This is a genomic window from Neorickettsia sennetsu str. Miyayama (assembly GCF_000013165.1).
Lineage (GTDB): Bacteria > Pseudomonadota > Alphaproteobacteria > Rickettsiales > Anaplasmataceae > Neorickettsia > Neorickettsia sennetsu.
In genome coordinates, this window is sequence record NC_007798.1 from 792476 (window position 1) to 815120 (window position 22645).

The 22645-nt window shown below is 40.7% G+C and carries 24 protein-coding genes and 1 tRNA gene; 12 read left to right on the top strand and 13 right to left on the bottom strand.

The features are described 5' to 3' along the window. Positions 1 to 43 precede the first annotated feature (43 nt). Positions 44 to 784 (bottom strand): Mrp/NBP35 family ATP-binding protein, encoded by a 741-nt coding sequence (locus tag NSE_RS03615; RefSeq protein WP_011452260.1) that lies wholly within the window; start codon positions 782 to 784, stop codon positions 44 to 46. A 396-nt stretch (positions 785 to 1180) separates the two neighbouring features. Here NSE_RS03615 and NSE_RS03620 point away from each other — a divergent pair, with 396 nt between their 5' ends. From NSE_RS03620 to gpmI, 3 genes are all read left to right on the top strand, one after another. After that, positions 1181 to 1807 (top strand): OmpA family protein, encoded by a 627-nt coding sequence (locus NSE_RS03620; RefSeq protein WP_011452261.1) that lies wholly within the window; start codon positions 1181 to 1183, stop codon positions 1805 to 1807. Between the two features lie 120 nt (positions 1808 to 1927). After that, positions 1928 to 2668, top strand: a complete 741-nt coding sequence (locus tag NSE_RS03625) for a tetratricopeptide repeat protein (RefSeq protein ID WP_227028951.1) — start codon at positions 1928 to 1930, stop codon at positions 2666 to 2668. Between the two features lie 68 nt (positions 2669 to 2736). After that, positions 2737 to 4209 (top strand): 2,3-bisphosphoglycerate-independent phosphoglycerate mutase, encoded by a 1473-nt coding sequence (gene gpmI, locus NSE_RS03630; RefSeq protein ID WP_011452263.1) that lies wholly within the window; start codon positions 2737 to 2739, stop codon positions 4207 to 4209. 14 nt (positions 4210 to 4223) lie between these two features. On the opposite strand, the gene NSE_RS03635 is transcribed toward gpmI, so the two are convergent. Continuing rightward, positions 4224 to 4964, bottom strand: a complete 741-nt coding sequence (locus NSE_RS03635) for an alpha/beta hydrolase (protein WP_011452264.1) — start codon at positions 4962 to 4964, stop codon at positions 4224 to 4226. A 250-nt stretch (positions 4965 to 5214) separates the two neighbouring features. Between NSE_RS03635 and metG the strand changes: the two genes are divergently transcribed. Next, complete coding sequence (gene metG, locus NSE_RS03640) at positions 5215 to 6726, top strand: methionine--tRNA ligase (protein WP_011452265.1); 1512 nt, start codon at positions 5215 to 5217, stop codon at positions 6724 to 6726. Positions 6727 to 6761: 35 nt separating this feature from the next. Here the strand turns inward: metG and trxA are convergent, their stop codons facing one another. The 6 genes from trxA to recR all read right to left on the bottom strand — a co-directional run bounded on the left by trxA (position 6762) and on the right by recR (position 9457). Further along, entirely contained in the window at positions 6762 to 7070 is a 309-nt protein-coding gene (gene trxA / locus NSE_RS03645) for a thioredoxin (protein ID WP_011452266.1), read from the bottom strand. A 9-nt stretch (positions 7071 to 7079) separates the two neighbouring features. Beyond that, entirely contained in the window at positions 7080 to 7442 is a 363-nt protein-coding gene (gene rplS / locus NSE_RS03650) for a 50S ribosomal protein L19 (protein WP_011452267.1), read from the bottom strand. Between the two features lie 23 nt (positions 7443 to 7465). Next, entirely contained in the window at positions 7466 to 8143 is a 678-nt protein-coding gene (trmD, locus tag NSE_RS03655) for a tRNA (guanosine(37)-N1)-methyltransferase TrmD (RefSeq protein WP_011452268.1), read from the bottom strand. Positions 8144 to 8158: 15 nt separating this feature from the next. Then, entirely contained in the window at positions 8159 to 8407 is a 249-nt protein-coding gene (rpmA, locus tag NSE_RS03660; protein WP_011452269.1) for a 50S ribosomal protein L27, read from the bottom strand. 48 nt (positions 8408 to 8455) lie between these two features. Continuing rightward, complete coding sequence (gene rplU / locus NSE_RS03665) at positions 8456 to 8755, bottom strand: 50S ribosomal protein L21 (protein WP_011452270.1); 300 nt, start codon at positions 8753 to 8755, stop codon at positions 8456 to 8458. Positions 8756 to 8866: 111 nt separating this feature from the next. After that, positions 8867 to 9457, bottom strand: coding sequence for a recombination mediator RecR (recR, locus tag NSE_RS03670; RefSeq protein WP_011452271.1), 591 nt, complete (start codon positions 9455 to 9457; stop codon positions 8867 to 8869). Between the two features lie 70 nt (positions 9458 to 9527). Between recR and NSE_RS03675 the strand changes: the two genes are divergently transcribed. From NSE_RS03675 to ychF, 7 genes are all read left to right on the top strand, one after another. Further along, positions 9528 to 10214 (top strand): thioredoxin domain-containing protein, encoded by a 687-nt coding sequence (locus NSE_RS03675; protein WP_041917531.1) that lies wholly within the window; start codon positions 9528 to 9530, stop codon positions 10212 to 10214. 271 nt (positions 10215 to 10485) lie between these two features. After that, complete coding sequence (locus tag NSE_RS03680; RefSeq protein ID WP_011452273.1) at positions 10486 to 11259, top strand: DsbA family protein; 774 nt, start codon at positions 10486 to 10488, stop codon at positions 11257 to 11259. A 416-nt stretch (positions 11260 to 11675) separates the two neighbouring features. Next, a complete protein-coding gene (locus NSE_RS03685) occupies positions 11676 to 11987 on the top strand; it encodes a hypothetical protein (protein ID WP_227028953.1) in 312 nt (103 codons plus the stop codon). A 241-nt stretch (positions 11988 to 12228) separates the two neighbouring features. After that, positions 12229 to 13026: a hypothetical protein gene (locus NSE_RS03690; protein WP_011452276.1), complete on the top strand. Its 798-nt coding sequence runs from the start codon at positions 12229 to 12231 to the stop codon at positions 13024 to 13026. A gap of 291 nt (positions 13027 to 13317) precedes the next feature. Further along, entirely contained in the window at positions 13318 to 13518 is a 201-nt protein-coding gene (locus NSE_RS03695; RefSeq protein ID WP_041917532.1) for a hypothetical protein, read from the top strand. A gap of 674 nt (positions 13519 to 14192) precedes the next feature. Beyond that, the gene (locus NSE_RS03700) at positions 14193 to 15191 is read left to right on the top strand and encodes a hypothetical protein (protein WP_011452279.1); all 999 of its coding nucleotides are present in this window, start codon (positions 14193 to 14195) and stop codon (positions 15189 to 15191) included. 413 nt (positions 15192 to 15604) lie between these two features. Continuing rightward, complete coding sequence (gene ychF, locus NSE_RS03705; protein ID WP_011452281.1) at positions 15605 to 16657, top strand: redox-regulated ATPase YchF; 1053 nt, start codon at positions 15605 to 15607, stop codon at positions 16655 to 16657. A gap of 212 nt (positions 16658 to 16869) precedes the next feature. Here the strand turns inward: ychF and NSE_RS03715 are convergent. The 5 genes from NSE_RS03715 to NSE_RS03735 all read right to left on the bottom strand — a co-directional run bounded on the left by NSE_RS03715 (position 16870) and on the right by NSE_RS03735 (position 21669). Beyond that, positions 16870 to 16943 (bottom strand) — tRNA-Arg (locus NSE_RS03715). A gap of 139 nt (positions 16944 to 17082) precedes the next feature. Continuing rightward, positions 17083 to 18429, bottom strand: a complete 1347-nt coding sequence (locus NSE_RS03720) for a M16 family metallopeptidase (protein ID WP_011452283.1) — start codon at positions 18427 to 18429, stop codon at positions 17083 to 17085. 2 nt (positions 18430 to 18431) lie between these two features. Beyond that, a complete protein-coding gene (locus NSE_RS03725; RefSeq protein ID WP_011452284.1) occupies positions 18432 to 19745 on the bottom strand; it encodes a M16 family metallopeptidase in 1314 nt (437 codons plus the stop codon). A gap of 12 nt (positions 19746 to 19757) precedes the next feature. Next, positions 19758 to 20357, bottom strand: a complete 600-nt coding sequence (lspA, locus tag NSE_RS03730; RefSeq protein WP_338037078.1) for a signal peptidase II — start codon at positions 20355 to 20357, stop codon at positions 19758 to 19760. Then, positions 20314 to 21669 carry a carboxypeptidase gene (locus tag NSE_RS03735; protein WP_011452286.1) on the bottom strand — a complete coding sequence of 452 codons (1356 nt, stop codon included), beginning with the start codon at positions 21667 to 21669 and terminating at the stop codon, positions 20314 to 20316. Before NSE_RS03735 ends, lspA begins: the two co-directional genes overlap by 44 nt. Positions 21670 to 21929: 260 nt before the next feature. On the opposite strand from NSE_RS03735, the gene NSE_RS03740 reads away from it, so the two are divergent. After that, positions 21930 to 22619 carry a hypothetical protein gene (locus NSE_RS03740; RefSeq protein ID WP_041917534.1) on the top strand — a complete coding sequence of 230 codons (690 nt, stop codon included), beginning with the start codon at positions 21930 to 21932 and terminating at the stop codon, positions 22617 to 22619. Positions 22620 to 22645: the final 26 nt, after the last annotated feature.

Sequence of the window (22645 nt, forward strand, 5' to 3'; positions counted from 1 at the left end):
TGCCGTGTGAATATTCCCCTTTAGTTTGTCTCACAAATTCTGATCACACTTTTTCATTTAGCCTAAGAAGCAATTCGTCTAAGATTGGTTTGTATATCGTGGTGATTTCAGCGTCTAACACCGCGGGTATAGAATTATCACACGAATATGAGATTTGCCTCAAAAATGGAACTCTACCAAGCACTGGAATAGAAAAAGCTTTTGAAAATTCCCTTGTGTTTTCTGCGTTTCCAATAATATACTGCTCGTCTTTATATAAATTTGAGCAACTCATGTTCTCAATTACACCAAGAACAAGAATTTTTAATTTCCTAAACATTTCACATGCTCTTGAAACATCCTGTATGGAAACTCTTTGTGCAGTTGTTACCAGAACTGCACCATCAACATTAAAATCACTGCAGAGTGTAATATGAACATCACCGGTACCAGGAGGAGTATCGATAACAAGATAATCTAACTCGCCCCATTCAGTGTTGGTAAGAAAGGTACGTAGAATCTTAGACAGCATTGGCCCACGCCAGAGTATTGGCGCACCTGGTTCAGCCATTGCACCAACTGAAACATATTTAAGTCCAAACTTTTCCACAGGAACTAACGTTTCTCGTTCAGTCATTGTAATTTTTGTTTTCGTTCCTAGCATAAACGAGAGAGAGGGTCCGTAGATATCGGCATCTATCAGGCCGGTTTTGAACCTTCGCGCCAGTAAAACAGCAAGATTTAACGCGACCGTCGATTTTCCTACACCTCCCTTACCAGAAGCAATAATAATAGTTTTTGGCATATCAAATCCGAACACTCCGCTATAAAAAAGGTCTCTAAAGAATCCTCTGTATCGGCTGTTAAATGGAACATTTTGTTCAGATCAAATGGTATTGTATACCCGTAGTTTGAAACAAGAGGGCTATTTTTCGTTACGGCAAAAAATCAATTGTCGATCTACCCTATCAGCTGTCTAGGAAAAACACTTCGCTCACATCAAATGACATTACGCCCCTACCTGCCTTATTTACATGTGCATATTGAAAATGGCATATATCTGCAGTTGACTTTTAATGCATATTAACCTTTAGTTAAGCTGGGTTGGGTACCATCTCGGCGGGTTTGCTTTCTGGGTTACATGTATGCCGGTGGGCACTCTAGCTGAGAATTTTATGATGTTGGGAACTAGGGGGATACAATGTCAAGGATCGTTAGTGTTGCAGTATTTTCAGCACTTTTATTGCTGTCCGGCTGCTTGCATATAAACACATCGCGACGTGGTGGTCCTGCTTCTTCACAGTTTGCCGATGTGGAGTGCCAGTGTCCAGCAAAAAACGGAACAGTGGCCATAATTCATTTCAGGTCTGGTGAATCCACTGCACTACCTGAGGCAAGACAGCTCATTTATGAGAACATTGCTGAGTGTATTGCCTTGAGAATTAGCGAGAATCCTAACCTAAAAGTTTTAATTACAGGTCACACTGACAAGCTTGAAACTCCGGAGAACAGCCTTGGGCTTGGCAAAGAGAGAGCCATTACGGTTCTTGAATACTTATTGGGAGACGTCTTTGAAAACCTAAACGATCTTGCTCAAGAATTCGGGAGTTTTCCCATCTCTTCTGAAAAGGTAGACAATTCAGGAAGCACGGGTGATTTGGATAATGTGACACAAGCAGTTTCTTTTTCAAAAGATGTTTTAAGAAACCATTTTTGCACAGCTTCCGCAGGTAAGGATAAGCTTGTTGACGAGGGTGATACAGAAGAGGCTCACGCAAGAAATCGTAGGGTAATTATAGAGTTTGTACAAGAATGTGATCAAGGGTAGTGTCTTGGAATCAGTATGGTGAAGCTTGGGAAGTCTTCGAGTTCTCTTCTCTCTATCCGCTCTTTTCAACGGCTTCGTATTTCTACGTATGGGTGCATGAGGTCTTTTTTGTTTCGGTTTGTGTTATCTCTTCCTCTTTGCATTCACTTTTCTTGTGGGTCTGTAGCTTTTGCGGTCCAACAAGTAGCTGAGCAGAATGTGGATCTCAACTCTGTGGTAAAAGAGCTTGAAGCAATAAGAGATGGCATATCAAAAATTGAAGTCCTTCTGGGAGAGTTGAAAAAGGGAGATACTGCATCTGAAGGAGTTCTGCTTTATCCAACCAAAAAACCTCAAATCACACGGGAAAAGAGTCCTAAGAGGAATGACCCTGAATTGAGCAACTTACACAACGTAGACAAAACAGCCCCATCCAATATCAACAAGATAGAAAAAATAGGTTCGCCAGATGTTTCGGAGAGAAATCATTACAAGAACATCCTTTTATTGATAGAGCAATCACAAAGTGAAGAAGCTGAAAAAAGCTTAAACCAGTTTGTTGGACGATTTCCTGAAAGCAGTTTTTTAGACGATGTATATTATTTCCTCGGAAACCTCCATTTGAACAAGAAGCGATACAAAGCTGCGTTAGTTAGCTTTATAAAAAGTTATCAAGCAGACAAGATGGGAATTCGGGCACCTCTAGCACTAGTGAAATCAATTAGTATATTAAGATCAACAGGAGACTATAATCACGCATGCTCAATTTTGCAGAAGGCTCTTAAAGAATTCTCATCTAACTCTACTGTCAAAACACAGCTCAAGAAGGAGAAAGAAATTCTCTCGCCACACTGTGAAAATATAATGCAAGAATTCGAGTGATATGTTACAATCCGCCCGGGTGTTTCAACTGCACCGGGTTGGACCTTTTGTTCGCTTGATCCCAGTAAATGCCTTTAATTTTGTGTATACTAGACGGCTGGGGTGTCTTACCCCAAGATGAATATAATGCTATCTACCAAGCTAGAACTCCGCACTATTGCACACTGTTAGAAAAGTTTCCACATTCACTTCTCTCTGCAAGTAGCCTAGAAGTAGGTTTGCCAGAGGGGCAAATGGGTAATTCAGAAGTTGGTCACATGACGATAGGTAGTGGCAGAATTATATATCATGATCTTGTTCGAATTAACCGCGAGCTCGAAAAAATTGACAAAAACCCTCAGCTAAATGTCTTTGCAAATAAACTCAAAGGAAAGAGGTGTCATCTTGTTGGACTCTTATCTGATGGAGGAGTACACTCTCACGTCGCACATATAAACAAAATCTCGAACTACCTCACATCGCGTGGAGTAGCTGTATGCATACACGCATTCCTAGATGGTCGTGACACAGCACCAAAAGCAGCGAAGCGATATATCACAGAAGAGAACACAAGAAGAATTGCGACTCTGGCTGGGCGCTACTATGGTATGGACAGAGATAAAAATTGGGACCGAACAGTCGAAGCGTATCGTGTTATTGTGAAACCATCAAAGCAGCAAAGAATCTTCGAAAAAGCAGATGAGGCCATAGAATATTACTATTCTCAGGGCATAAGCGACGAGTTCATTCCACCATCAGTGATTGGTGACTATGAAGGTGCACAAGATGGGGACGGACTTTTTATAGCAAATTTCCGTCCGGATAGAGCAAGACAAATCACCTCTGAGCTTATTGGTAAAACAAGCTTCTGCAAAGACAAGATAAAATTCTCAGAAATGATGACAATGAGCCAGTACTTTGAAGAATCCTTACCATCATTAATCCTACGACAGCAGATTAAGAATACTCTATCGGAGATCATCTCAGGTGCCGGAATGCACCAGCTCAAAATAGCGGAGACCGAAAAATATGCTCATGTGAGTTACTTCTTCAATGGAGGAAAAGAAGCAGCTTTTGCAAGAGAAGAGCGTATTCTGATAAACTCGCCACGCGTAAAGACGTATGATTTGGAACCAAAAATGGCAGCCTTAGAAGTAACTGATGCCCTTATCAAGGCAATAAAGTCAAAAAGATTTGATTTCATTGTGGTCAACTACGCAAACGCCGATATGGTAGGCCACACCGGAAACTTGTCAGCAACTATCGAGGCAATAGAGACACTAGATAATTGCCTTGGCAAACTATACAAAGAGGCCTGTGAACTTAATGGGTACGAAATGATAGTTACCTCAGATCATGGTAACGCAGAATGTATGTACGACCATTCTACAAAGCTTTCAAACACAGCTCACACAACGAACCCAGTACCATTCATCGTAGCGTCACAGAGGGTGAAGCATGTAAACAACGGAGGCCTATATAATATCGCTGGGACTGTCCTCAAGCTTCTCGGTATAGAGAAGCCAACAGAACTAGCTAATGACCTTATTTGCTTCGAGTAATCGACACGGAACCCCTAAACCTGTTCTTCAACTAGGATCCGCTCCTCAATATCAGTGTCATGATAGATCTCTTCCTCTTCGTACGGTACACGTACTGAAGACGGGGAGAGAGCAAATGACAAGTAATCGTCAATCTTCTGCTGCAAAAGCCCAAAGTGGACGCTATCGCTCATGCGGCAGTCAGCACCTTCAAGAATCTCAACTTTAAACTTGCTCAACCTCTCTGAAACGGGAGAGGTGAGCTTAACTAAATCGGCAACATCACAAAATTGGTCTTGGTCCCCCTGAACAATCAGGCCAGGCACAACACACGGAGACAAAAAAGAAAAGTCGCATACTTTCAACGGAAGGGCTGCTGCCACAAAGCCTGAAATCTCAGGTCTTCGCATAACCAGATTCAATGCAAGCCAGGCTCCAAAGGAAAAGCCAGAGACCCAAAACGAACTTACCAACGGATAACACGACTGCAGCCACTCTATAGCGGCATTAGCATCCCTAATCAAATCCTCATCCCGCACGCTAACCTGACCGGAAGAATATCCGACCCCCCTATAATTCATTCTGAGAACCGAAAACCCCCTGTTAGCAAAACAAGAGTAAATACACTTCACGACTTTGTTTTTCATCGTAGCGCCATACCTCGGATTAGGCGGCAGAACAAGCGCCACAGACTGAGCACCGGGGACATCATGATAATACCCATGGAGCTTGCCTAAAGAGCTGGCAAAAAGTATTTCAGAACCTTCCCCTTTCATAATATGAACAAAAACACCCCAGCGAACCTGCACATCTGGAAATCAGGCGACACACAGTGCAGAACCGCCACCACTTGTTTGCTAGCTCAAAAGAGCACAAACAAACATACATTTTCTAACTAACTGAGTAAAAAAGCAATATGCTAAACTTTTTCACATAACCCTTGCGCCTTACTAAGTCTCTAATACGCAACCTATGAAAGGAGGCAACAAATATGTTAGAGTGGCCTCAATTCTTTTCGCTCATCCCATGCGCTATTACGTTACCACTCCAGTGTATTATGTAAATGATAATCCACATATAGGTCACGCATACAGCAGCTTGATAGCTGATGTACTGACAAGAGCACTTAGATTAGCCGGTCATGAAGTACGTTTCACAACAGGAACCGATGAGCACGGACAAAAAGTGCAAAATACAGCCAAAAAACATGGAAAATGTGAAATAGACTTTGTAAACCATGTAAGTAGACGCTTTCGTGATTTATGCGTGGCAATGCATTACGATTTCTCTGACTTCATACGCACAACCGAAACTAGACATAAAGAAGCTGTTCAAACATTGTGGAGCACCCTAAGTAAGAATAACTCTATTTCCCTGGGTGAGTACTCAGGATGGTACTCCGAGAGAGACGAAGCCTTTTATACAGAAGCCGAACTGCAGAACAGCCTTGCTCCAACAGGGTCACCCGTGTCGTGGACAAAAGAAGCATGTTACTTTTTTAAACTCTCTCAATTCTCTGAACCGCTAAAGAAGCTTTATGCTGAGAATCCAACATTTATACAACCAAAAAGTAGATTCAATGAGATGCTGGCCTTCCTTAATACTGGTATGCACGACCTATCCATTTCTAGAACTCGAGTCCAGTGGGGAATAAATGTTCCAGATAACCCAACACACACAGTGTATGTCTGGCTTGATGCACTAACGAATTATATATCTTCCGTTGGCTACCCTAATACAAGTGCTGACTCTTTATTTTCCGCTTTTTGGGACAATGCACGCATAATACACATAATAGGAAAGGACATATTACGCTTCCACTCAATATACTGGCCAGCCTTCCTTACGGCAGCAAATTTGAAAACGCCCGATGTGATACTTGCACACGGCTGGTGGCTTAATGATGGCGAAAAAATTTCGAAATCACTTGGAAACATAATAGACCCATTCGAATTAATTTCTGAATTTGGTGTAGATCCAGTACGATATTTCTTTATAAGAGAAATAACAGTTGGGAAAGATGGTAACTTCAGCAAGGTAAATTTAAAAGAACGAATCAATAGTGAACTAGCTGACAATATAGGAAACCTTTTACATAGGACACTCACTTTAACAGCTAAGTTACTCGGCCCAAAAGTGAGTGAGATCTACGAATCAGAAAATGAGCTCCTAGAATTTGCGTACTCGCTAGCTACAGAGTACAAAAATGACATCGAACTACTCGACCTTAATAGCAGTTTGGACAGGATAATACAACTTTCCAATAAGGCAAACGAATATATATCCATGGAAGAGCCCTGGAAACTAAAGGAAAAACCTGAAACAGCAGGTAGAATCTTACATTCAGTACTGGAAGCACTCAGAATAATTGCTATAGGACTTCAGCCATTTGTTCCACAATCTGCAAGTACTATGCTCGATCTGCTTGCAGTTCCACCAGAAGAACGAAAACTAGCAAACATGAACAAGGAATCACGTATAAGACCCGGCACACAGATCAAGCTGCCGGCCTCACCACTGTTCAGAAAACACCAATAGTTGTTGTAACTCCACAAATACAGAGGGAAACAAGACTAAGAGAACGTGGCAACCCATTCTTTGAGTTGCGACAACGAAAGAGACCCAACTTTACGATCCACGATTTTCCCATCTTTAAACAGGATCAACGTTGGAACAGCCCTTACACCATTAGAGACAGCCAAATCCTGACCAGGACCATCTATATTGACTTTATATACCTTCACATTTTCAGCGGATTCCGCAAAAGCCTCAAGTATAGGAATTAACTGCTTACATGGCGCACACCAATCCGCCCAAAAATCCAAAAGAACAAGCCCTGAAACCCCAGAAACCTGTGTTGAAAAATCTTTCAGTTCATCCATAAGAGACTCTTAACTACGATATTCTTTCCTTATTCTCGTTGCCTTTCCAGTTAGAGCCCTAATATAGTAAAGCTTAGCCCTTCTCACTTTACCCTCTCTCTCAACCGAAATGGACTTGATTGAAGGCCAGTACAAACGAAAGGTACGCTCGACATAAACATCGTGCACAGAGAGCTTACGCAAAGTGAAAGAAGAATGCACACCCTTGTTACTCTTTCCAATACAAAGACCCTTAAAAACTTGAGTACGTCCAGAGGTACCTTGGACATAAAACTCTACACTCATAGTGTAACCAGCTCTGAATTCGGGATAGTTCCTACCTTCAGAAAGAGCTTTCCTCTGAGCCTCATTAAATTTAGCTAAGATACCCATATCGACTTGTTATAAAATCAAACCTAACTTTCTTCTTCAACCAAATCCGGCCTATTTCTACCCGTTGCGGTTGCAGCGGAGTTAACCCTCCACTCACTTATCTTCCTGTGGTTCCCACTCATAAGAACCTCAGGGACACTCAATCCTTTCCAAGAGTTCGGCCGCGTATAATGGTCGTACTCCAACGAGGAACCAACAAAGCTCTCACACTCGAGACTCTGCAGATTGCCCAAAACCCCGGGAATACACCTGACACAACTGTCTATCACCGCCATGGCAGCAATCTCACCACCAGAAAGTACGTAATCACCGACACTGAGCTCTTCAACATTGTAGTAATTCAAGAATCTTTGGTCAACTCCTTCGAAGCGCCCACAAATTAACAGGACATTATCAGCTTCCACTAAATTAGCGGTAGAGTTCTGTACGAATTTCGTACCCCTAGGACTGAGAAATATACGTCTCTTTATTTGATAGGTGGAGTTCGCATACTCAAACGCCTCTCCCAGTACATCGGCACGCATCACCATACCAGGTCCCCCACCGTAAGGAGCATCATCAACGCGACTATTCACAGCAAAACGCCTTATCGGAATCACTTCAAGGGACCAATACCCATTGGCCAACCCTCTACCGATTACAGACACGCCCAAAGGCCCAGGAAAAACCTCTGGAAACATTGTCAGGACGACAAAGCGCACAACAGAAACGGTCTACTATACCACGTGAACAAAACGCCGACCCCTGAGACCGACAGAAAACGATACAGAGCCAGACTTCATAGCGAAAATGGTATGATCGCTACCCATTCCGACATTTCTGCCAGGATGAAACTTCGTTCCGCGCTGCCTGACTATTATGTCACCCGGAATTACTCTCTCACTGCCAAATTTCTTCACACCTAACCTTTTACCTATCGAGTCTCTACCGTTGCTACTACTACCACCGGCTTTCTTCGTTGCCATAAGATTTTACGAAAAACAATAAAAACAGACCTTGAGCTGGAAAACCAACTACAAAGTAACATCCGTGACTCTGAGGATCGTCACATATTGTCTATGCCCATTCCGCCTACGTGAATTTTTTCTGCGCCTCTTCTTGAAAATAACAAGCTTCTCACCCCTTTCTTGTGCCAAAACCTTGGCTTTAACGGTACCAACACCAAAATGAGGCCTGGCCTCCTCGTCAAGAACGCACTTCACACAAGAAATCTCAACTTCTTTCCCTGGCTCAGCAGAGATCTTCTCCACACTGATAACCTGTCCTTTCCTGACAAGGTACTGTTTACTCCCTTGTTCAACTACTGCAAGCATAAAGGCATCCTCGACACCACTGGACAAGATTGTAAATCCTGACTCAAAAAAAGTAAAGTACAGCCTCACAGGCCAAGGCCTAGATATTGCGCATCTATATATCAACACAACTTATACAGCTCTCCGATTCGCGAATGCTATTCCTAGCGTTCCCTCATCTAGATAATCCATCTCACTGCCCACAGGTATGCCATGCGCTAAAAACGACAATTTTACCTGTGTACCTTTTAAAACCTCGACTATGTATTGTGCTGTCGTCTGACCCTCTACAGTCGCGTTGGTAGCAATGATCAGCTCTTTTACAGCTCCGGAAGAAACTCTCCGTTTTAACTTTTCTATCTGTAACGTTTCTGGAGTAATACCATCCACAATGGATAATGCACCATTTAGCACATGATATCTTCCATTATGTACCCCGGCCTTTTCTATTGCCCAGAGATCAGTAATCTCTTCGACTACGCATACAATATCTGAGCTTCTTTTAGTGCTTCTACAAATTGAACACGGTGATTCACTTTCAAGATTTCCGCACAGCTCACAGTGCTTGATAGTCTCATAAAGAAGCTGCATCGTATCGATAAACCGAATTAAAGTTGTCTCCCTCGATTTCAATAAATGCAAGACTATTCTCCTAGCTGACTTGGGTCCCAATCCTGGTAAATTTTCAGCGAGTTTTATTAGAGCTTTTATCTTCTTGTCCATTAACTTTATCGTTCAATCGCGTGTATAATGATATCCGGGTTTTGCGTCTGCGCACATTCTGTGTTTGTGTATGTCTTATAAGTTGTTTCTGTGCGGCTTAGTTGCTCTGATTTCTTTTTCGCTTGCTTTTTCTGCACCATCGTCCTTACACTCCGATGCATTAAAATTCAATCCTAGAACAGTTAAGCTAAGTGAAAACCTTCTTTTTCCCGCTGATCTACCTATAGGTGGTATAGATGCGCCCATTACTATAGTTGATTACTCGTCCTTCTCGTGTACACACTGCAAGGCTGCCTTTGAAAGGCTTATCCTGCCTACGTATGAAAAATACGTTAGGACGGGCAAAGTCATGCTAATCATGAGGGACTTTCCGCTTGATAAGTTGTCGTTCGATGCATCTGTTTTCCTTGGGTGCTATCGTAAAACCATAATGCCTGATGACGAACGCGTGATCAAACTAATAACAAAACTCTTTGATATCGGAAATGGCTCAAAAAACAAGGAAGATGCCGGAAAAGCGTTTGACGGTATTGTTTCGGATTCGAATCTTCAGGGGAACACAAAAGAGAAGTTTCTCTCCTGCGTGGAGGACCTTGGTGTCAAGGATGATGTTTTATATTCAAAGCTGTTCGGAATCAAGAAGATAGGTATTGACGGTACCCCGATGATTTTCATCAATGGTGAGAGGTACACGGGACCTTTTAAGTTTTCTTCTTTTGAGAAGAAGATAGAAAAGATCCTGAACAATAGCAGGTAAAATCGGGCTATTCATCCAGTTGGGGTTCACTTATCTCCTGATAATCTCTCTGGCTCAATTAGTTGGAACTTGACTGCCTATGTGTGTAATACTCAGCTTATGAGGAGCAGTATGTGCTAGTTTACACAAAGCTTTAAAAAGTGTAGATTCACCAGTATTACAAATCGTGCGGTTACAAACTATGCGTATGGTTGGCCAATGTTGACATGACGCAAGTTAATTAAGACAATACTGCGTTGTTGCTTTTATTCCTGTTCTACTGTCCTGAAATATGAGAACCTTTTTGTTGGTACTTGCACTTGTTGCTATAGCGGGTCTTCCTTTTGTGTCGAATTGGTATTACGGGCACGTCAAGGACTCTTATGCGATCTCACAAACAGAGAAGGTCGTGGAAGAGTACATAAAGAAGAATCCAGAAAAGATACTAGAGTCCGTAAATCAGTATCGTCTTGCACAGTTTGAGGAACAACAAAAACAGAAAGAGCGGGAAATGAGCGAGTTGGTGGTTCAGCACAAAAACGAGGTTTTTGACACTCGTTATCCATCCTTTGTTGCAAAAAATGGAAAGGCTGCCTTGGTTGAATTCTTCGATGCTTCGTGTGGTTATTGTAAGCTCGCCTCACAAATTTTGCTGAAGTTAAAACGTGATTACCCGAACGTCACGTACACTCTGAGGAGTTTGCCTATTCTTGGACAGAGCTCGTTGGTTGCTGCAAAATATGATACCGGGGTTTTTCTTTTTATGAAGGAGAAAGGCATTCAAGATTCGAAGTACTCTGATTTTCATTCCAAGCTAATGGCTCATGAGGGTGTTTACACACCAGAGGTCGTCAAAGAAATACTGTCTGGAATCAGCCTTGATCCACAAGAAGTATTGAAATTCATCGAGGAAAATGAGGGTGAAATCTCCGGTATGGTCGAGGCAACCGTACAACTTGCACAAAAATTGCGACTAGAGGGAACACCCGTATTTATCGTTGGTGATAAGATAGTGCAGGGTGTAAATGAGGCTGGACTTCGCGAGATGCTCGAAAAGGTATCATAAGTAACAATTTATTACTTTAGTTTGGTCGTTTGGCATCTTTTTGAACAGTTCTGAGCCGCTTGTCGGTTTGGTTTTGTAGTTCTTTGTTTGGATTTTCACTTATCCTTCTTCCATAAGTTTTCTACGACTTTGTCTCTTGCCTGGAACTTCTGTGAGATTGTTCCTTAGTTTCAGGACAGTCTTCTTTTATGGAATCACTCCACAATAAATTTGCAATTAAACAATTATAAGGGATAAAGTTTTATATTCTTTTTGAAATAATTAACCGAATGTTCAGCTTTCCGGGCTAGACTCTGGCCAGATAATTCTGCGTGGCAGGGAAAATTTAACTGTCGAGCAGACTTTCAAGACAAAAAAGCAACTTCAAAAATAATAAACTGGAAAGGGTTACAAGTATGGTGGTATTAGAATTTCCTTTGCATGACGACGATGCAAATGTTTCCGTTGATGGCAATATAGCAGATTTTACTCTAATTTGTGACGGTAAAGATTTATCACGCGAACTTGCAAATCTGCGAATAAAGGATGAGGTCTCGTATGTTTTAGATCATGATCCAAAATACAATCCAACTCTACTAGAAACAATAAAAGTTCTTGAACATGACAAGAAAGATGGCTCACTTCCTGAGGACGACAAGGAAAGAAAAGAAAACGAGGCAATAATGAATGTTCTGAAAAAGCTGGACGCGGATGCAAAGGCTGAAAAAACAAAAAAGAAAAAACAATAATTCAATAGCACTGACTGTACTTGAAAAATACAGTCAGGACTGAAAAGTAACAGGTCAACGCATTGTAATTGGTTTTAGATAATATACGCTGGGGGTTTGTATTTTCTATTATGAAAGGAATAGAATGTTAAATTTTATGATTTTTCATAACAAAAATAGATATAAAATTTAGTAATTTTATAAATTTTTCATAACAGGGAACTATTCTCGTTGCATAAAATTTCTAAAACGAAAAATCCCTATGTCAGATGAAACACTTTTAAGCGTACTTTCCGATGAAACGCATTTTAATAACTTAACTGATGAACTCATTCTCAGCTTAATTAAGGATGCGATGTTCAATCAAGTAGTAAAAGGTGAGGGAAAAACAGAATTAAAAGGCATACTTACAGACAATACCGGCAATTTTAAAGGCCTTATAGAAGGAGAAGGTAAAGTACAGGCAAAGGATGTACTCACTAATGAGAAGTTTAAAGAGCTTATAGAAAGTGCTGGCAAGGATAAAGTAAAAGAATTGCTTACAGATGAGAATTTTAAAAAATTATTTGAGGACAATACGAAAGCCGGTCACGTAAAAGAGGTACTTACAGACACCAATGCTAAGGAAATTCTTACAAATCAAACGGCAAAGGAGGTACTGAAGAATGATACAGCTAAGGAGATACTCACCAGTGATAAATTTAAAGGGCTAATACAAAGTACGGCTAAGGACAAGCTAAAAGATATACTTACTAACGACACCTTTAAAGCATTATTTGACGAAGCAGATACTGCCGAAGCCGTTAAAGCAATATTTACCGATAATAAATTTAAAGGGCTACTTGAGGAATGCAAGAAGTGTCCAAAGAAAGCCAAAGCACTCAAAGAAAACTTAGAGAAGCTAAAGGATCTACTTACAGCTAGTAACGGAGATTATAGAACAAAATTACAAGACTTTGGAGAGAGTTTCTGCAATAAAAGAAAGGAATTAAATAGCAGCGCTGATGATAGTCTAAAGTGCAGTTTTACAGTTACCGATAGCACGAGTGAGACTAAATAATTGTAGAATAAGATGTTTTCCACCACTTGGCCAGAACTACACAGATAACTTTCTCTCTATTATTGAGATCTTAGGATTTATCTCCACATTGTTATGCAAGATGACATATTTTAAGTGTTCTTTCCGATGAAACACATTTTAATAACTTAACTGATGAACTCATTCTCAGCTTAATTAAGGATGCGATGTTCAATCAAGTAGTAAAAGGTGGGGGAAAAACAGAATTAAAAGACATCCTTACAGAGATGGGTGCTAGTAAGTTTAAAGAGCTTATAGAAAGTACAGGTAAGAATGTATAAAAGTATACTTACGGACGGTTCAGGTAACTTTAAAGGGCTTGTAGAAAGTGCTGGTAAGGGCGCACTAAAAGAGACTTTTACAAACGAGAATTTTCAAAAACTATTTAAGCAAATTGTACGAGCTGAGCACGTTAAGAACGCACTAACAGATCCAAACTTCTGGAATTTATTTGTAAAGAGTGAAAGAGAATAGAGTAGTAGCTCACCGTTTGTAAAGACTATAAGTGAACTAAAAGATCTAATCTACTGTGAAGATAGTCAGCACGATGAAAAACTAAAAGCCTTTGGAGAGAAGTTGAAAAAGGCAAAAAATTCAGGTTCGGAAAAGAAAAAGAATTAGCAAAGAACAAAGCTGGTTACACTGTCCAAGTCAAAAAGAGCTGTATCAATCTTGCCCCTACTATTAAGTTCAATACAGCTCCCTAACTGGAACCACAATCGAACCGGACATCCACATTACCTCAAAGATACATCTGGGCCATCCAAGCTTGCGCTAACACCAATTTAAATTTGCTACTGCACATCAAGAATACAATCTACAAACAATTTACATTACTAAGAATCACATACTGAAATACTCATTTCTGCCGCAAAAACACGAAAAATAATTCTGGAATACCCAGCACTCAAAACACCTACTAACGGATACAATCGCCATTTCGGTACTTCTGCGAATCTTTATATCTTAATTTTAGAGCGAACACTTTATGCTGAACTTCATATCTCTTATATGAAGAAGGGAATTAATGTTTTACATGGCACTTTATAATAGAAAAGAAATATAAAATTTAGTAATTCTATACATTATAATTTTATACATTTTTCACGAGTTAGGGCTACTATCCCTGAGTAGATTTCTTAAGATAAATGATTTTTATGGTAGAAGATACACTTTTGAGCGTACTTTCCGATGAAACACATTTTCAAAATTTAACCGATGGAATCTTCCTTAGTTTGGTTAAGGATCCGAATTTTACTAGTGCATCAAAAGGCGTGAGTAAGGCAGAATTGAAAGATGTACTCACCAGTGAAAACTTTAAGGAATTATTTGAAAATCAAGCTAAAGCTAGCATTGCAAAAACCATACTGACTAACCAAAATGCAACAGATGTTCTTACCGATGGTACAGCTAGTGCTGTTATAACGAATGATAACGCCAAAGAAGTGCTAAAAAATGCAAATGCAGCTGAGTTACTCAAGGATAGCAATGCGACTGAAGTACTAAAGGATGAGACAGCGAAGGAAATATTAAAAAACAGCAAGTTTAAAGAAACTTTGAAAGGCACAGGCAAAGACATAATAAAAAACATCCTCACAGATAGCACTGGCACTTTCAAAGGACTCGTTGAATGTGTGGGAAAAGATAAAGTGGAAAATGTTCTTACAAATCAGATTTTCAAAAAGCTGTTCGAAAGTCCAGGTAATGAAGAAATAAAAGATATACTTATTAACGGAAATTTCGAGGCATCATTTGAGAATAAAGAAAGTGCCGAAAAATTAAAAGAGACTCTTACCGGCGGAACTGTTAAAAAACTATTTAGCGACCCAGTAAAAGCTGAACGTGTAAAAAATTTGTTCGCTGGTGATAACTTTGCAGAACTTTTTCAACACAACAAGTTGAATGACTTGGTAAACGATCAACATTTTACGAATCTGTTCAAAAATGAAACAACGGCTGGACACGTAACCAACATCTTAACCTCTCCTCACTTCAAAACATCACTTGAAGATAATGAGGTAGCTACCAATTTGAAAAAATTACTCACAAATTCAGCACTAAAAGAGCTATTTAGCAATAATAGTCTGGCAGACGCAAATAGCTTCGCTAAGAAACTTAAAGAACTAGGAATGATATCAACAAACTAACAAACACATCACCAAAGCACCAGCCACTCAAGAAACTAGAGCTTAATCTACGCTCAAGCCAAAGCTGGTGCCACAGCTCTGAAGATAGAAAGCTAAATTCCAAATGTGAGGATATGTCATGAGACAATCATCATCACGACTGAATATCCATAAGCGTTATTTAGTACGAGCACGTTACCATAACAAGACCACTATTTAGCTCGGGCCTTTAAAAGATACTAAATTCCTGTGTTTCCAGTAGAGAAAAATCTTACTGATTATTCATGACTAATTGTCTCATTAGAAAGGCAGCTACCCGCACAAAAAACTCATAAGGTCTTTCCAAGGTAAAGCAATTCACTACGCTTTCCATTGTAAAAGTTGCGTAAAAACAACAAAAAGTGTAGACTCCCACCAGGTAGTGAATTCTAGATATGGGCTTAAAGTGCGGAATCGTCGGGCTTCCAAATGTTGGAAAGTCGACATTGTTTAATGCGATGACGCAAACACAAGCAGCTGAAGCTGCAAACTATCCTTTTTGCACAATAGAACCAAACATTGCCAAGGTACCAGAATATGACGAACGTCTTGTTCAAATAGCCAAGATTTCATCGGCACAAAAAATTATATTCAGCCAATTGGAAATCGTTGATATCGCAGGGCTAGTTAAGGGAGCAAATAAAGGTGAGGGATTAGGTAATAAATTCCTTTCCCACATAAGAGAAGTAGATCTCATAATACACGTGCTGAGATGTTTTCCAGATAACAATATAAGACACGTTCATGGAAAGGTAGACCCTGTGTACGATGCAGAAATCATAAAGACTGAGCTGCTCCTCGCGGACATTCAGAGTCTGGAAAATCGTCTCAAAAAAAGTAAAGCCTCTAGTCAGATAATAGAACAGGCTCTAGAGATATTAAATAAAAAAAATCCTCTTCCATATGATCTAATGGATCAAGCATTTAAAGAACTGCATCTATTAAGTGCGAAGCCGGTTCTATATGTGTGTAATGTCCCTCAAGAAGATATCGTCTCAGGAAACAATTTCAGCAAACAAGCAGAAAAATTCGCACAGGACAGCATGTCTGAAGCAGTTAAAGTTTCTGCAGCAATAGAAGCGGAAATCTCACTGTTAGAATCAGCAGAAGACCGCAAACTTTTTTTGAATGAACTTGGCTTAGAAGAATCACAATTGAATAAGGTAATCCGGGCAAGTTCAAGGCTCCTCAACCTCATTGTCTTTTTCACTTCAGGAGAAAAAGAAGCAAGAGCCTGGCCTATAAAAAGAGGTTCTACAGCGCCTCAGGCAGCTGGAACGATTCATACAGACTTCGAAAAAAAGTTTATTAAGGCTGAAACAATAAGCTTCACAGACTATATCACCTTCGGCGGTGAGCAAAAATGTAAAGCACTCGGCAAAATTCGTTCAGAGGGTCGCGAGTACGTCGTACAAGATGGAGATATAATCCTTTTTAAACACGGGTAGTACCATGCCAAAGATCAGCAAGGACATCCTAGCAAAGAGACTGAGAGAAAACATACAAAGACGGAAAAAACGCAAAAACAGTGCACTATCTAAAGACAGCTGTTCCACACGTTTACAGGAAGGAAATCCGCCCAGAAGCACTGCTTCAGGACATGAAGGAACGGCATCGCCGATCGAAACTAAAGATTAGCACTCGAAAACTAAGGACAAACAGCACCCTAGAGGATTCGAACCCCTGACCTTCTGATCCGTAGTCAAACGCTCTATCCAGCTGAGCTAAGGGTGCACGCATGGCCAGATTCTACACCGGAATCCACAAAAAGGCTAGAACCCCTGTTAAATTAACGCGATTAACACACTGCGTATCATAAGAGCCACGCTCATCCACGTATACAACAAAAGTCTCAAACACCTTCAACTTTCTATTACTTTGGACAAACCTTCGCACCAGTAATTGGTGAAACTATTGCGCCAACATTAACAAAAAGTACAGACTGAGGATTCAAAAAGCTCTTTATAAATAAGTTTAGATTTTCGACCTTTACCCTACGTATTCCTTCTAAATACTTTTCTACGTAATCGATCCCCAAACCTTCCTGTTGCATCTGCACGAGCATACCTAACATATTAGTCGACTTATCCATTTTCAGGACAAACATATTAACTAAATGGCTTTTAGCTTCCTCAACCCTCGCAGAAGTTAACCCTGAACGCTTTAGCTCGTTCAATACGGTTAATATGCCCTCCCTTACTTGCGGAGCATTATCATTGCTTGTTGTAGCAAAGCCGAACAAGAAATTAACCGCCGAGTGCCATAGCTTTGTATATATACCATACGTATAACCCTTGCGTTCACGAATTTCCTGCATCAACAACGATTCAAGCCCAGGACCTCCAAGAATGTGGTTTAATACTACCAGGTTGTAGAAGTCCTCATCTGTTGGACTCAGCCCACTGTGCCCAAACAAAATAACATTCTGTGGAATGTTTTTTTCAACCGAAATACATTCACCTGAGGTACGAAAGACAGGTTGTTCAGGCTTTTTGACCTCCATCATCGTTAGAGGGAACTCTATGAGGTAATCGTCCAACACGGACTTAATATCATCAGCATGCGTGTTTCCAAGAACCGCAATGCTCATGTTGATTCTGTTAAAAACATTGACGATTTTCGCCTTTATATCATCAGCTTTTATTGCATCGACCGTTTCAACGCGTCCCCAACGCACGTTTGAATAGCCCGAATCTGGAAACACAACCTTGAAAAATTCTGTCTTAGCAATAGACACTGGATCACCTTTATCCCTCTTAAGTTGTGAAATGTGTCTACCTTTCACTTTTGACAGAGTCTCATCATCCAATTTTGGTTTTGCTACTGACGCACAAAAAAGCTCAATCGCCTGTTTTATAGATTCCTTCGGAGCACTCACAGTGACTACAAGGTTATCTGCTCCAAGGTCATATACTATTTTACCACCTATTTTTTCGAGACTTTTTTCAAAATCTCTGTTAGTTGTACCACTAATACCTTCGTTAAGAACTTCCACGATGAGAGCTGCCAACCCGAGTTTTGCTTTTGGATCATATGCATAACCTCCCCCTTTGAACACAAAACTATAAAAGACCAATGGAACATTATTTTTGGGAACAAACCACGCTCTCACACCATACTTACTCTCAACTTCTGTAATCTTGAATAAGGTCTGACTATCAACTGCATGAGAAAACCCACACACTAAGAAAAATAAAACGAAGATAATACCCCTAAGCATATCTATTTATCTAAGTACCCTATTACTTTCTTTGCATTCATCAATTGCATAATCGCACTGTTAATTTGTTCCGGCGTTACAGCTGATACGCGTTCTGCCAATTTCTGAAAGTGATCAAAATCAGCACCTACGGACAAGGCAGCAACGTGACTAATGCTTCTAGCATTGAAACCATCCAAAGCTTCCATCAAGGAGACTTTCAGCGTCATTTTTGCAGCTTCAATATCGTCGGCACCAATGCCGTTTTTTACAACCTCCGACATAACACCTGAAACACTCTTCTCAAGAATTTCCAGTTTCACGTCCGCATTCAGTGGAGTAACAATTATTTCAACAATCCCCTTACGAAAAGTGAGATAATCATAATCTACCGAAACATTGAGCGCGAGCCTGAGATTATGAATGAGCTCCATACCCAGCACACTTGTCTTACCACCCGCTAATACCTGAGAAGCTACTAACATCGCAGCATGCCCTTCAGCCGAAACATTAGGCGCTGGAAAAAAGTATATTAAAGCCCTGTCTTCTGTCTTATCGTTGATCATCCTGACATCTATGTCCGAATGGTGTGCTGGTTCCACAACTCTACCAAAACACGAACGCCACCGGGAAGACGAGTTTGTCAAGACACCGTAATACTTCTCTACATATTTCTTTGCCTCATCGACATCGATGTCGCCAAGAATCAGAAGTACCGCATTCGACGGCCGATAGCACGCATTATACATTCTTTGCGCCAGTGCAGCATCGAAGAGCACAAGCTCCTCCTCCCAACCTATAACATTCCAACTTGTCTCACTGCGATAAAATGCTGCCATCATCTCTTCTTCGAGTTTTACAACTGGTTTGTTGTCTACTCTCATTTTACGCTCTTCTATCACGATTTTGCGTTCCAATCCTGCAGCTTCATCACTAATCACGAGATTCCGCATCCTCTCAGCCTCTAGACGAATGACTTTCTCTAACTTGTCTCTGTGAAAAAGTTGATGGTAAACCGTATGATAATCAGAGGTAAACGCGTTATACAAAGAACGCAATCCATTTATCTCCTTACTAATACTCGGAATATTCTTTGAACTTCTGAACATTAGGTGCTCTAGATAATGTGCAAGCCCGGAACTACCCCTAGGATCGCTCGCACCTCCAACCTTATAAAGCAGAACATGTGACACAATGGGTAGAGAAGTGTCCCTTATCAAATAAACATCCAACCCATTATTCAGTGTATAATGGATACGCTCATCCCCTTTCGAATGCCCAAGGCTCAAAAAGAAAAATGAAAAAACACAGAGCAAACAAGATAAAAGCTGCTTCATAATATTTCTTATCTAATTTATGCTACCGACTTTCTCACTGGTTGAATGAAAAAGTACAAACACAACACCAAGAAAAATCGCTGCATCAGCAACATTAAAAACCGGCCAATGGAGATCCAAAAAATGAAAGTCAATAAAATCGCGCACAGCACCAAAACGCACTCTGTCAGTCACGTTAGCAACAGCCCCTCCAAGAATAAAACTCCACGCAACACAAGCAACCAATCTCTTTTCACGAAAAGAAAGGAACAGCACAACTAGTACTGCGGGTACATTGATAAGAAGAAAAAAAAGGTTCGAGAACTGGTACCCAGCGAAAAGCCCAAAACTCATGCCAGTATTGTGCACCTTGACGAAATTAAGAATGGGCAAAAGCTTTACCTCAGTGATATTCTCAAACATTGAAGCACATAGACGCTTAGTGTATAAGTCCAAGGAGGTCACGCAACACGCACCTAGAATCACTAAAACTCGCCGAAAGAAAACGGATCCCTCGAACAACTTTCTTCGCAACACGCAAACCACACTTTGTAAAACGCACCTTGAAAACAAAGAACCCGAGGACAAATTACTGGTCAAACTTCTTAAAAAATCTGCAGTCGAGCGGCTCACCAGTAAGCCTTGTGATTAACTCGTCCATGGAACAGCGCGCCCCCTTAGTATACACATTAGCACCCAACCACGCAACTAGTTTTCTTATTAATGATTTTCCTTCTCTTAACCCAGGAAATTCAGACTTCAATATGTGGAATATCTGTCCAGATGCAATCATGCCCTTTAAGTAAGAGGGATAATAACAAAATTCACCAAAAAACCAATGATGATTATCAAGAATACTTACTTGTGGGTCGTTTGCACCAAAATAATACGAGAGATCCTCAACAAAAAGCTTCTCAACATCATCAACAGACACTTCACCGTTTATCAGCGACTTCTCAATTGAGAACAGTATCATCAAGTGGGTAAGAGCAACGAACTTGTTTGCACCCATGATTGAGCTCGAATACTCAGATTTCTCCTCTACACCGAGAAATTGAGCAAAGTTCTTCTCTTCAAAAAGAAAATGAGAAAATAGAAAACCCTGAACCGCGTACATAGAGATACTGGTCGGATTGCAAATTGGCTGTGTTCTCCACTTATCGTATGGAAGATTCCTTATATACAGTCCCTGCCCTAAGAGAAACAACAATGTAGGGAAGAATGCACTCCCACCGTTTTGTATGATCAACTTGAGCTCATTTTCCCCGCCCGATAGGTAAAAATGATCCGAGTAAAAAACCCTAACCACATTCTTTGGAAAAAACTTCTCGACCACGCGCTTATGACTGTTCTTAGCGCCTCCTTTTTCCTGAGATTTATTCAAGGCAATCTCTCCTACACCTCGGACTTTTGCTTTCAACAATGGACTCACACCTATACAAAGCTGTTCAAGGTGTTCTGGATCGATCTGATAGGCTCTCAACAAAGCTGAGTATTTATCCAGACCAGAATCCTTTGCATAGAGAGCTGCTATTTGTGCAACCACTTCAATAAGTCTTTTGAACTCCTCCTTTACAAGAGAAAAGTCCCTTGCCTTTCCTGCTGCTGCATAAGCAGACCTACAAGTAAACGAGGCCTCTGTGAAGCTTTTCACAACATCAAACGGTAATCCCCTTCTCCTGGTGCAGAAATCCTGCATAAACCCAAAATTCACTCTCTGCCAATCATTCAAGTCCTTGACCTTAAGCTTTGCCTGCTCAATCAGAAAATACAGCTCGTCACTTGTTGCAACATCGTGAATGATTTCTTTCAGGGTGATTACCTGGAGCAATTTTTCATTCGCGAATTCACTATGGAGCCTTGCATCAAAATCAAGAAAACATAAAGTTTTTTGCAGGCTGTCAATTCTTGCGAATATTTTCTCTAACTTTTCATACTCTTCCATTATTTTGTGAGCCTCTCTCCTTGATTACGGCACATCACGCCGGCAATTGTATACGATACGGTAGCACTATTTCCACCCCAATTGCACAAAATATTCACTAGGACTTAACACGCTTTACAAAAAGGTACTCAACTTATTGATTTTACCACACTAAGCATTATAGTTGCTTACATAGTTATGGCATGCGAGCTTCTAAACTCAGAGTGTATCGCCTGTCAGGACTTCTCTGTTTGGTTTTGTTTTTTGTTCTCTTAAATCTCATGAAGAAATCGTTCGCTGCATCGATCCTCCTGTTACAGATGTTTGTCCAGCCGTCTTATGCGGATGATTCGGACAGCTTCTCTAGTGATTTTTCTAACGCTTCTGTAGCTTTGTCCTACAGATCGGCTTTCGCGGGAAATCAGAAATCCCTTAGTGAATACAGTACCTTTAATCATGGCGGAAACCTGGGATTCTACTACCAGGTACCTGGAATCGCAGATATAGGTGTTGAAGTCGATGTATTAAATCCGAAAGCTCTTTTCTTGGATCGTGAAAAAACAGCAGCTGATATGCTCGCTTCGGCAGTCTTCTACTCCGGAATTTTGAAATTGCAAAAAAAGATTACCTTGATGGATGATCTTGGATTGACTGGTGGAATTGGCATAGGCCCTACGTATGTCACCTTTGGTAAACCAACAAGCAGTGATGGAAAACCTTTTGATAAAAGGACGCTTTCCTCTAAGTTGAGTTTGACTGCTGTTGGTGATTTATCGTTCTCTATCGCGCTTACTGAATATGTTTCTGGTACCGTTGGGTACTCATTACAGTACTCTCCGCTTGGCAAGATTTCGTTTGAAGAAAGTAGTGACAAAGGAAAATCAGCAACAGGGGATGCGAATGCTCCGGCTCTTTTTGCCCACGCGGTTAAAATTGGTGTTTCAACTACCTTTGGAGCATTCCTTGCATGAGGGCAAAAATGGAAACTCGGGTTTGG

Bases quoted from the DNA above. Each gene is read 5' to 3' on its own strand.
- rplS (WP_011452267.1), bottom strand. From the start codon at position 7,442: ATGGGTATCTTAGCTAAATTTAATGAGGCTCAGAGGAAAGCTCTTTCT.
- NSE_RS03690 (WP_011452276.1), top strand. From the start codon at position 12,229: ATGTCAGATGAAACACTTTTAAGCGTACTTTCCGATGAAACGCATTTT.
- NSE_RS03725 (WP_011452284.1), bottom strand. From the start codon at position 19,745: ATGAAGCAGCTTTTATCTTGTTTGCTCTGTGTTTTTTCATTTTTCTTT.
- gpmI (WP_011452263.1), top strand. From the start codon at position 2,737: ATGCCTTTAATTTTGTGTATACTAGACGGCTGGGGTGTCTTACCCCAA.
- NSE_RS03635 (WP_011452264.1), bottom strand. From the start codon at position 4,964: ATGAAAGGGGAAGGTTCTGAAATACTTTTTGCCAGCTCTTTAGGCAAG.
- recR (WP_011452271.1), bottom strand. From the start codon at position 9,457: ATGGACAAGAAGATAAAAGCTCTAATAAAACTCGCTGAAAATTTACCA.
- NSE_RS03740 (WP_041917534.1), top strand. From the start codon at position 21,930: ATGAAGAAATCGTTCGCTGCATCGATCCTCCTGTTACAGATGTTTGTC.
- NSE_RS03615 (WP_011452260.1), bottom strand. From the start codon at position 784: ATGCCAAAAACTATTATTATTGCTTCTGGTAAGGGAGGTGTAGGAAAA.
- trxA (WP_011452266.1), bottom strand. From the start codon at position 7,070: ATGGATGAACTGAAAGATTTTTCAACACAGGTTTCTGGGGTTTCAGGG.
- NSE_RS03680 (WP_011452273.1), top strand. From the start codon at position 10,486: ATGAGAACCTTTTTGTTGGTACTTGCACTTGTTGCTATAGCGGGTCTT.
- NSE_RS03695 (WP_041917532.1), top strand. From the start codon at position 13,318: ATGTATAAAAGTATACTTACGGACGGTTCAGGTAACTTTAAAGGGCTT.
- NSE_RS03720 (WP_011452283.1), bottom strand. From the start codon at position 18,429: ATGCTTAGGGGTATTATCTTCGTTTTATTTTTCTTAGTGTGTGGGTTT.
- NSE_RS03700 (WP_011452279.1), top strand. From the start codon at position 14,193: ATGATTTTTATGGTAGAAGATACACTTTTGAGCGTACTTTCCGATGAA.
- rplU (WP_011452270.1), bottom strand. From the start codon at position 8,755: ATGCTTGCAGTAGTTGAACAAGGGAGTAAACAGTACCTTGTCAGGAAA.
- rpmA (WP_011452269.1), bottom strand. From the start codon at position 8,407: ATGGCAACGAAGAAAGCCGGTGGTAGTAGTAGCAACGGTAGAGACTCG.
- ychF (WP_011452281.1), top strand. From the start codon at position 15,605: ATGGGCTTAAAGTGCGGAATCGTCGGGCTTCCAAATGTTGGAAAGTCG.
- NSE_RS03735 (WP_011452286.1), bottom strand. From the start codon at position 21,669: ATGGAAGAGTATGAAAAGTTAGAGAAAATATTCGCAAGAATTGACAGC.
- NSE_RS03675 (WP_041917531.1), top strand. From the start codon at position 9,528: ATGTCTTATAAGTTGTTTCTGTGCGGCTTAGTTGCTCTGATTTCTTTT.
- metG (WP_011452265.1), top strand. From the start codon at position 5,215: ATGCGCTATTACGTTACCACTCCAGTGTATTATGTAAATGATAATCCA.
- NSE_RS03620 (WP_011452261.1), top strand. From the start codon at position 1,181: ATGTCAAGGATCGTTAGTGTTGCAGTATTTTCAGCACTTTTATTGCTG.